The following is a 6,482-nucleotide window of genomic DNA, read 5'->3' as shown; positions in this document are numbered from 1 at the left end:
TCAAAAAATGTTCTTTAATGATAATGAGTATAGTACTATAGTAATAAATAAAAATAGTTTAAAAAAAGAGTTAGACAATTTAATAGAAAATTATAATGATTCTATTATTCCGGAAGATATTATTTTCTTTGTATTATTTAAGAATGAAGAAGAATTAGATAATGCTTTAGCTACAATAGCATTATTAAAACAGAATATAAATTTTGGACAACGTACCAAAATAAAATTTAGTACAGGAGGCGTACTAGATAGCCGTTTAGCTGAAGGATATATATTATTCATATATGTTAATAAAGATAAAAGTAGGGAGTAATGGAGGCATATATTAAGAGAATAAATTTAAGTTGGAAGGAAGTTCATAAAGATACTAAAAACTTAGTAAAACAAATTAGTAAGGGAAGTATTAAATTCAAAGGGATTGTTTCGCTCACCAGAGGTGGTATGTGCCCTGCGGCTATTATTTCTAGAATTATGGATATTAAACTAATAGATACTTTATGTATTTCTTCATATACTATATCTGAAGAAACTACAATAGGTGATTCTAGAAAAGCAAGTATTAAGCTTATTAAAGAACCTAAATTAGCTTTAGCAGATTTAGGAGAAGAGTGGTTATTAGTAGATGATTTAGTTGATACCGGTGCTACTGCTCAATATGCCAAAAAATTAATGCCTAAGATTTTAATAGCTTGTCTTTATACGAAACCTTTAGGTAGAAAAACTGCAGATTATTATATTAGAGAATTTTCGCAAGATACGTGGGTCACTTTTCCCTGGGAACTAAATGATTGAAAAAACTTTATTTTAATAGATAATTTTTGTAAGCTATTTAAATAGTATGATTAAGGAGTAAGAAATTGAAAAGAACCTATCAACCCAGTAAACGTGTAAGAAAAAATAAGCACGGCTTTAGACAAAGAATGTCTACAAATAGTGGCAAAAAAATCTTAAGAGCCCGTAGAGCACAGGGTAGAAAAAAGCTTTCTGCCTAGTCTTATACAGTCTTTATGTTATATACAAAATCTGATATAAGTATTGTAAAAAAAAGAAAAGAATATATTTATATATCTAAGAATTCTCAGGTAAAAATTACGCCGTATTTTGTAGTACAAATTTTACAGGGACAACACAATACCATTAGATTAGGTTTTACCGTAACAAAGAAAAACGGCGGAGCCGTAATTAGAAATAGAATAAAAAGAAGAATGAGAAGTTTAACAAAAATAATTATGCCAAATTATGGAAAATTAGGATATACCTATATATTTATTGCGAGAAAACCAGCTATTGTAGCTAAATTTCATGATCTAAAAAAATGTTTAATAGAAATACTTAAGTAATAAGGGATGGGGTATTTTTTTATTTTATTAATAAAATTTTATCAATTGGTGATATCTCCGTATTTAGGTTCTAATTGTAGATATACCCCTACTTGTTCACAATATGCTATTTTATGTTTTAAAAACCATAATGTTATAGTGGCAGTTTTTTTATCTGTTAAAAGAATAATAAGATGTAATCCATTTGGCGGATATGGGTACGATCCTATACCGTTGAATAAAAATAAAGGTTTGAAAGATGGACAGCGGAAGTAAGAATATATGGATTTTTGCTATTTTAGCAGTAGGGATATTTTTGATATGGGATAATTTCTTTCTTCAAGATATAAGAGTAAAAAAAGATTTAAATACTAATACAGTGGTTAATAGTCCGAAGAACGAAAATATTCCTACTGCAAGTAGTATTGTTTCTAAAGCAGAGGTCATTAATCAAGAAGAGCGTATTCATATTATTAACCACAATATCAAAGGTTCTATTAGCTTAAGAGGTGCTAGAATAGATGATGTTACCTTGCTTAATTATAAAGAAAGTCTATTTGCTGATAGTAAAAATGTTACTATTTTAAATCCTAAAAATACGGATCAAGCTTATTTTTTTGAGAGTGGTTGGATTGGTGATAAAACTTTTAGCGTTCCTGATGCAAATACTATTTGGCAAAGCTCATCTTTAGAATTATCTATAGATAATCCGGTAACTCTAAAATGGGTAAATCCGCAAGGCATTGTATTTAAAAAAATTATTTCTATTGATGATGAATACATGATTAAAGTGCAAGATATTGTGGAAAATAATACTCAATACAGTGCTGCTATATATCCTTATGCTTTGATTTTAAGACATAAAATGCCTAAGGTTGATAGTATTTTCATATCACATGAAGGATTAATAGGATATTATAATGATGCTTTTGAACAAGTAGATTATACAGACTTGGATAAAAAATCTATTGAATATACCACAAATAAAGGGGGTTTTTTAGGGTTTTCAGATAAATACTGGTTAACAGCATTAATTCCCGAACAAACAACTAATAACAGGATGCGACTATTTAATTATAAAGATAATTTAGGGGAAGTAAATTATCAAATAGATTATTTATATAACAAAGAGCAAGTAACTACTAATAGTACTATAAAAAATAGTACTAACTTTTTTGTAGGACCAAAAGAGTATAGATTACTTAATAAATATGCAGATGAGTTTAATTTACCTAAATTAGCATTTGCCTTGGATTACGGCTGGTTCTTTTTTATTGTAAAACCTATGTTTAGTTTCTTTTTGTTACTGGAAGATATTTTAGAGAATTTTGGTGGGGCAATTATTTTACTTACCATAATTATACGTTTGGTGGTTTTTCCTATAACTTATAAGTCTTATATTTCTATGAGTAGACTTAAAGATTTACAGCCCAAAATGAAAGCCTTAAAGGAGCAATTTAGTACTGATAGTACTAAATATAATAAAGCTATTATGGAGCTTTATAAGAAAGAAAAAGTTAACCCAATTTCAGGGTGTTTACCAATTTTACTGCAAATTCCTATTTTCTTTTCTTTATATAAGGTAATTTTCTTAAGTATAGAAATTAGGCATATTCCCTTTTGGGGATGGGTTCAAGATTTATCGGCAATGGATCCTACTAATATTTTTAATTTATTCGGCTTACTGCCCTTTAATGCTCCTGATTTTTTACATGTAGGAATTTGGCCTATTTTAATGGGTGTAACTATGTATATACAACAGAAACAAACTACCCAAACTATGGAGCCGTTGCAACAAAAAATTTTAATGTGGATGCCGGTAGTTTTAGTTTTTGTGCTTGCTAAATTTCCTGCAGCATTAGTAATTTATTGGACATGTAGTAATATTTTAGCGATTCTGCAACAATTACTCATTAATGCTATGATAAAGAAAAGGCATGTTAACAAAAGTAAAACCGCTTAATTTTTTTAAAGAAAATTGTAAATTTTTATTAGGGGCTTATAATAAACACCAATTTCCTAAACTTAATAAGCCTGAAGTAGCTTTTTTTGGTAGGTCTAACGTTGGTAAATCATCACTCATGAATGCGCTACTCTATAGCAAAAAATTAGTAAAAATTTCTAATACTCCCGGAAAAACTAGAGAGATAAATTTCTTTAATTTAGGAAGTAAGATTATTTTAGTAGATTTACCGGGATACGGTTATGCAGAGGTTTCCAAAAAACTAAAACAAAAATGGCATAATTTGATTTTAGATTACCTTAGTAATAGGGAGGAATTACTTAGAGTTTATTTATTAATTGATGCTAGACGTGGCATTAAGGAGATAGATTTAGAAATTATGAATTTTCTTGATTCTAAGCAGAGAGATTATCTATTGATTTTTACTAAAATTGATAAAATTTCACAAACAGAACTTGATTCTTTACAAAAGAATATTGAAATTGTAGTACTACAACATGCACAATGTAATGCCAAAATTTTATTTACAGCTCATAAAGAGAATGAATCTTTGGCATATAAAGAACTTAGAAAAGATATTAAATTCTTTTTTTAATCAATAATTTTGCAGAAATTTTAGGGTGGGTAAATAGGGAGAAGATAAAGAATTGAGAAAAATTCTAATTTTCTTTATAATACTAATAAATATATTAAAAAGGTGAAACATGGATGAATTAAAACAAAAAATTATAGAATTATTTGCTCTAAGAGATACTTTAAGTCCTCTTAATATAGAAGATAAAAAATTAATAAACGAGGTTTTAGAATTGCTTAATAAAGGAGTTCTTAGGGTAGCAATTAAGGATGATAATAATGAATGGCAGGTAAATGAGTGGTTAAAGCAAGCCATTTTATTATCTTTTAGGGTTAATGATAATAGGTTAATTAGCGGATCTTCAGAGACTACTTTTTGGTATGATAAAATGGGGAATAAATTTAAAGGATGGTTATTAAAAGATTATAAAGAAGCTAAAATTCGCCATGTTCCCGGAGGATATGTCAGACATTCAGCCTATGTAGGAGAAAATGTAGTTTTAATGCCGGCATTTGTAAATGTTGGTGCGTATATTGATGATGCTACTATGATAGATAGTTGGGTGACTGTGGGTTCATGTGCTCAAATCGGTAAAAATTGTCATATCTCCAGCGGAGTGGGGATAGGAGGGGTTTTAGAGCCTTTACAAAGTAAACCTGTAATTATAGAAGATCATTGTTTTATTGGAGCTAAATCTGAAATTACAGAAGGAATTATTGTAAGAGAAGGAGCTGTGATTGCCACAGGAGTATTTTTAAGTGGCTCAACTAAGATTTATAATAGAGAAACCGGTAAAATTTCTTATGGTGAAATTCCTCCTTATTCAGTAGTAGTCTCAGGAAGTATTTCCTCAAATACCGGAGCAAGGCTAGATGATACAAATGCTGATGAAGTAACAACAGCTACAGGAGCTGTTAATTTATATTGTGCTGTGATTATAAAACAAGTTGATGATAAAACTCGTGCTAAAACCTCAATTAATGAAATACTGCGTGACTAATAAATTAGTAAGTATCAGCACCTATGGCTTAAGCAAAATAGTTTTGGTAGATAATGTTAAAAGAGTAGTGGAAGTTTGTAAATATGAGTGTTGATGCGGTTTTATTAACCAAGCAATTAATTAAATTTAAAAGTATTACTCCTAATAGTGCTGATTCTATAGAATTTGTAGAAAGAGTACTCAAAGAATTAGGCTTTGAAACCCAAATTTTAACCTTTAAAGGTAATAACACTTATCCGGTTCAAAATTTATATGCCAGATATGGTAATAATACCCCTATTTTAGGGTATTCAGGGCATTTAGATGTAGTAGAGCCGGGTGATGAGAGTTTATGGACGTATCCTCCCTTTGCTGCTATAGAAGATAACGGTTATATTGTTGGGAGAGGATCAGCTGATATGAAAAGCGGAATTGCTTGTTTTATTAGTGCTGTGGCTAATTTCATTAAATTACCTTTTCAAGGCTCTATAGTGTTATTATTAACCCTAGATGAAGAAGCAGAATCTATTAACGGTACACAAGAATTAATGAAGTGGGTAGTAGCTAATAATATTCAATTAGATGCTTGCTTGGTGGGGGAATGTACTTCTATTAAAGAGGTAGGAGATGTTATAAAAATCGGTAGACGGGGTAGTGTGTGTTTTGATTTAGAGGTACAAGGAATTCAAGGTCATGTTGGTTATAAAGCAAGTTTTGTAAATCCCGTACCTAAAATGTCTCAATTGATTCATAATTTACAGAATCACCACTTTGATGACGGTAATGAGTATTTTGAACCTACTAATTTAGAAATAACTCAAATAGCAACCCCAACTAGTAGTTATAATGTGGTGCCAGCTGTGGTTAAGGCTAAGGGTAATGTAAGATTGAATAATTTACAATCTAAAGAATCAGTAAAAAGAATTATTCAAGATATAGTAAATAACATTGAAAATGCTAAGGTAGAATTTAATCATGAAGATAGTAATAGTTTCTTAACTAATAGAGATACTAAAATAGTTCAAAATTTAGAACAAGCAATTGTTACTGTAACCGGAAGGCTTCCTATTGCTGATACTAAGGGTGGTACCTCTGATGCTAGATTTATTACAAAATATACTGAAGTAGTAGAATTCGGAATCACTGAAAAATCTCTACATCAAGTGAATGAAAGAGTTGACATAACCCATATTAAGATACTAACTAAGATATATAATATATTTTTAAAGAATTTTTTTAAAGAAGGATAGATAAATGTCTCGTTTAGTATTAAATAGCCCCTTTATGTTAGGATTTGAAAGAGTAGAAGAGTTATTAGATAGGTTAGCTAAATCTACCGATAATTATCCTCCTTATAACATAGAGCAAATAGGGGAAGAGCAATTAATAATTAGTATTGCCGTAGCCGGATTCTCAGAAGCAGATTTAAGTGTAAGCTTAGAAGGGAATCAATTAATTATTAGCGGAGCTCAAAATGAACTTTTAGAAGAGGCACGATTCTTCATCCATAAGGGAATTTCCAGTAAAAAATTTCAAAAAACCTTTGTGCTAGCAGAGGGAGTAGAACCTATCAAATCTTCTATGCAAAAAGGTATATTATCTATAAAACTTAAAAAGAAGAAGATCGGAAGAGCGGTTCAGCAGGAA

At 29.9% G+C, this 6,482-nt stretch carries 9 protein-coding genes; all 9 read left to right on the top strand.

Annotated features, from left to right (window positions below; all coding sequences use genetic code 11):
* A partial coding sequence (locus ACQCX0_RS05320) for a hypothetical protein (RefSeq protein WP_462563131.1) occupies window positions 1–313 on the top strand: 313 nt, incomplete at its 5' end.
* On the top strand, window positions 313–792 hold the full coding sequence (gpt, locus tag ACQCX0_RS05315; protein WP_462563130.1) for a xanthine phosphoribosyltransferase: 480 nt from the start codon (window positions 313–315) through the stop codon (window positions 790–792). The genes ACQCX0_RS05320 and gpt, both read left to right, overlap by 1 nt.
* A gap of 65 nt (window positions 793–857) precedes the next feature.
* A complete protein-coding gene (gene rpmH, locus ACQCX0_RS05310; protein ID WP_462563129.1) occupies window positions 858–992 on the top strand; it encodes a 50S ribosomal protein L34 in 135 nt (44 codons plus the stop codon).
* A gap of 15 nt (window positions 993–1,007) precedes the next feature.
* On the top strand, window positions 1,008–1,340 hold the full coding sequence (gene rnpA, locus ACQCX0_RS05305) for a ribonuclease P protein component (protein ID WP_462563128.1): 333 nt from the start codon (window positions 1,008–1,010) through the stop codon (window positions 1,338–1,340).
* A 6-nt stretch (window positions 1,341–1,346) separates the two neighbouring features.
* Window positions 1,347–1,595: a membrane protein insertion efficiency factor YidD gene (gene yidD / locus ACQCX0_RS05300; protein WP_462563127.1), complete on the top strand. Its 249-nt coding sequence runs from the start codon at window positions 1,347–1,349 to the stop codon at window positions 1,593–1,595.
* Entirely contained in the window at window positions 1,579–3,282 is a 1,704-nt protein-coding gene (gene yidC / locus ACQCX0_RS05295; protein WP_462563126.1) for a membrane protein insertase YidC, read from the top strand. Before yidD ends, yidC begins: the two co-directional genes overlap by 17 nt.
* Window positions 3,257–3,877: a ribosome biogenesis GTP-binding protein YihA/YsxC gene (yihA, locus tag ACQCX0_RS05290; RefSeq protein WP_462563125.1), complete on the top strand. Its 621-nt coding sequence runs from the start codon at window positions 3,257–3,259 to the stop codon at window positions 3,875–3,877. The genes yidC and yihA overlap by 26 nt, the downstream gene beginning before the upstream one ends.
* 109 nt (window positions 3,878–3,986) lie before the next feature.
* Window positions 3,987–4,856, top strand: coding sequence for a 2,3,4,5-tetrahydropyridine-2,6-dicarboxylate N-succinyltransferase (locus tag ACQCX0_RS05285; RefSeq protein ID WP_462563124.1), 870 nt, complete (start codon window positions 3,987–3,989; stop codon window positions 4,854–4,856).
* Between the two features lie 83 nt (window positions 4,857–4,939).
* Complete coding sequence (gene dapE / locus ACQCX0_RS05280) at window positions 4,940–6,085, top strand: succinyl-diaminopimelate desuccinylase (protein WP_462563123.1); 1,146 nt, start codon at window positions 4,940–4,942, stop codon at window positions 6,083–6,085.
* Window positions 6,086–6,482 lie beyond the last annotated feature (397 nt).

The sequence above is a fragment of the Candidatus Hepatincolaceae symbiont of Strigamia maritima genome (genome assembly GCF_055505085.1).
Note: the sequence above shows the minus strand (reverse complement) of the source record. Positions and strands in the feature narration are given on the sequence as shown.

Bases quoted from the DNA above. Each gene is read 5' to 3' on its own strand.
- gpt (WP_462563130.1), top strand. From the start codon at position 313: ATGGAGGCATATATTAAGAGAATAAATTTAAGTTGGAAGGAAGTTCAT.
- rnpA (WP_462563128.1), top strand. From the start codon at position 1,008: ATGTTATATACAAAATCTGATATAAGTATTGTAAAAAAAAGAAAAGAA.
- yidD (WP_462563127.1), top strand. From the start codon at position 1,347: ATGGGGTATTTTTTTATTTTATTAATAAAATTTTATCAATTGGTGATA.
- yidC (WP_462563126.1), top strand. From the start codon at position 1,579: ATGGACAGCGGAAGTAAGAATATATGGATTTTTGCTATTTTAGCAGTA.
- yihA (WP_462563125.1), top strand. From the start codon at position 3,257: ATGTTAACAAAAGTAAAACCGCTTAATTTTTTTAAAGAAAATTGTAAA.
- ACQCX0_RS05285 (WP_462563124.1), top strand. From the start codon at position 3,987: ATGGATGAATTAAAACAAAAAATTATAGAATTATTTGCTCTAAGAGAT.
- dapE (WP_462563123.1), top strand. From the start codon at position 4,940: ATGAGTGTTGATGCGGTTTTATTAACCAAGCAATTAATTAAATTTAAA.